General features: G+C 66.1%; 4 protein-coding genes. 2 read left to right on the top strand and 2 right to left on the bottom strand.

Going from position 1 to position 2,441, the window contains the following annotated elements:
- Window positions 1-695: aspartate/glutamate racemase family protein (locus U858_RS0132800; protein WP_025141316.1), on the bottom strand; the 695-nt coding region annotated here is incomplete at its 3' end.
- Between the two features lie 249 nt (window positions 696-944).
- Here U858_RS0132800 and U858_RS0132795 point away from each other — a divergent pair.
- Window positions 945-1,664, top strand: a complete 720-nt coding sequence (locus U858_RS0132795) for a GntR family transcriptional regulator (RefSeq protein WP_025141315.1) — start codon at window positions 945-947, stop codon at window positions 1,662-1,664.
- A 91-nt stretch (window positions 1,665-1,755) separates the two neighbouring features.
- On the opposite strand, the gene U858_RS0132790 is transcribed toward U858_RS0132795, so the two are convergent.
- On the bottom strand, window positions 1,756-2,046 hold the full coding sequence (locus U858_RS0132790; protein ID WP_013392635.1) for a DUF3579 domain-containing protein: 291 nt from the start codon (window positions 2,044-2,046) through the stop codon (window positions 1,756-1,758).
- 146 nt (window positions 2,047-2,192) lie between these two features.
- Here U858_RS0132790 and U858_RS0132785 point away from each other — a divergent pair.
- Window positions 2,193-2,441: aminotransferase class III-fold pyridoxal phosphate-dependent enzyme (locus tag U858_RS0132785; RefSeq protein ID WP_029954705.1), on the top strand; the 249-nt coding region annotated here is incomplete at its 3' end.

The raw sequence follows: 2,441 nt of genomic DNA, 5'->3' as shown, positions 1-2,441 counted from the left end.
ACCTGCGCCAGGGCGGCGCGGTAGGAATCGATGACGGGTACAGCAGGCAGGCGCGGCAGGCTGGGCAGAAAGCCGGCCAGCGCGGCGCCGGCCACGATGACCACGTCGGCGCCCAGGGCAGCAGCGTCGTCCAGCGCCTGGCTGACGGCGGCAATGGTGTCGGGCGAACGGGTCACGTAGTCCAGCGCGTTGCCCGGCAGGGCCAGCACGCCCGCGCAGCGGGATTCCACGCCCAGTTGGCGGATCTGCTCGCGCAGCATGCCGGGCCACAGGCGGCCGACGGTGACGATGGCGTAGCGGTCGCCGCGCTGCATCGCGGTCATGATGGCGGCTTCGGCCATGCCGGCCACGGGCACGCGCAGGCGCTCGCGCACCGCGCCGATGCCCGGTTCGCCAAAACAGGCCAGCAGACAGGCGTCGAAGGGCGTGCCGGCGGCCTCGGCCAGGGCGGCTTCGCGCTCGACGGTTTCCAGCACGGCATGCGCGGCCACGGCGGCCTGGGCGCGGCTGGCGATATAGGCGGGGCCGAACGGCGCCGTCACGGCATGGACCTGGGCCGCATCGCCGAAAAAGGCGCGGGCCTGCTCGGCCAGGCGGGTGGTGAGGTCATCGGTGGTATTGCCATTGACCACCAGCAGGCGGCACGGCGTGGTGGCAAGGCTGGCGGAAAGCTCGATGGTGGGCGCTGCGGACATGAATCAAACCCCTGGTCGTTTTGTATACGAAACACTTTGCTCACAGCCTGACATTCCGCTGATTTTGTATAAATGTTTGTATACGATTTATGCCGACAATGTACGCCATTGGTCCGAGGCTTCAAGCTATCGGTAACCCTTACCGCCCGATGTAGTATGCTGTTTCACACTTAGAAAGTACGCGTCGGCGCGGCTTGCCGCCCGGTTTGAGCCGCCTTGAAACGCGCACGCCACGGAGAACCCACCACGATGACGTCCCCCATGCCGCCGGCAGCCGAACCTGCCCGGAAAGACGTGAACCGCACGGAAATCGTATACAAAAACTTGCGGCAGGCGATCATCGAACAGGCGCTGCTGCCCGGTGACAAGCTGCCCGAGGACGTCATCGGCGAACGCTTCGGCGTCAGCCGCACCATCGTGCGTGGCGTCCTGACCCGCCTGTTCAGCGAAGGCCTGGTCGACCTGCGCCCCAATCGCGGCGCGGCGGTGGCCCGCCCCAGCCTGGAAGAAGCGCACGACATCTTCGAAGCCCGCCGCTGCCTGGAACGCGACGTCGCCCGTCGGCTGGTGCTGCATGTCACCGATGCCGGGCTGGCGCGCCTGGAACAGCACGTGGCCCAGGAAGAGGCCGCGCGCTCGCGCAACAGCGTCAACGAATCGATCCGCCTGTCCGGCGAATTCCATATCCTGATGGCCGAGCTGTCGGGCAACGCGGTGTACGCCCGCTACGTCAATGAAATCGTGTCGCGCTGCTCATTGATCCTGGCGCTTTACGGCCGGCCGCATTCGAGCGAATGCGCGGTCAGCGAGCACCGGGAAATCGTCGCCAGCCTGCGGGCGCGCGATGAAAAGCATGTGCTGCACCTGCTGGAACACCACCTGGAATCCGTCACCGCCCGCGCGCTGCTCAGCCCGGACGGCGCGGGGGTGCGCGATATCCGCAAGATCCTGGACCGATACGGCACGTAGGGGGCATCCCGCCCCTGGCTGGCCAAGGGGCGTATGGGGGACACCTGAATGAGAAAAGCGCCCGGTTCGGGCGCTTTTGGGTTTTCAGGCGTTAGATTTCGCGCTCTTCCGTCTTGAGGTTGTTGTCGCGGGCGAAATCCACCACGAACTTGTACGCCAGCGGCTCGAGGTCGCGCAGGCGCAGATCGACCACGATGCCGCGCACGCCGTCGATGACGACGGGCAGCACGTAGGGCGAATAGGTGAGGTGGTTACCAGCACAGCCGGCGGGCCGGAACTGTGCCATTACGCCGGCGAGCCGTTCCGCCCAATCGCTGGGGCGAAAGCGGCTACCGCTTTCGGTAACGCCATGAATTACGAATTGTCTGACGCGAGTTGCCATGGATTCTTCACTACGGGACGCCCTTCACTGGGCCGGATCTTCGGCGTGATCAAACATGCGCCCCGCGCCGCGAATTGTATATGATTGATCCTTTGCCCTGTCCCGAAAGGCGATCCGCCCAGGAAAAAAGCCCAGGAGGACCCCCGATGACCTCGCCTCTGGCCAACATCTACGCCCGTCTGCCGGTATCGTTCACGCACGGCCAGGGCGTCTGGCTCTGGGACGCCCAGGGCCGCAAATACCTCGACGCGCTGGCCGGCATCGGCGTTTCCTGTCTGGGCCACGCCCATCCCAAGCTGGTCGCCGCCATCAGCGAGCAGGCGGCCCGCGTCATCCACACCTCGAACATCTACGACGTGCCCCAGCAGACCGCGCTGGCCGCCCGCCTGACCGCG

The organism is Achromobacter sp. DH1f (assembly GCF_000633435.1).
In the GTDB taxonomy this organism is placed as follows: Bacteria; Pseudomonadota; Gammaproteobacteria; order Burkholderiales; family Burkholderiaceae_B; genus Achromobacter; species Achromobacter deleyi.
The sequence above is the reverse complement of the archived record's forward strand: the minus strand, read 5'-3'. Positions and strand labels throughout refer to the sequence as shown.

What these genes read in the sequence shown, in the direction of transcription:
- U858_RS0132795 (WP_025141315.1), top strand. Translation starts at nt 945, where the DNA reads ATGACGTCCCCCATGCCGCCGGCAGCCGAACCTGCCCGGAAAGACGTG.
- U858_RS0132790 (WP_013392635.1), bottom strand. Translation starts at nt 2,046, where the DNA reads ATGGCAACTCGCGTCAGACAATTCGTAATTCATGGCGTTACCGAAAGC.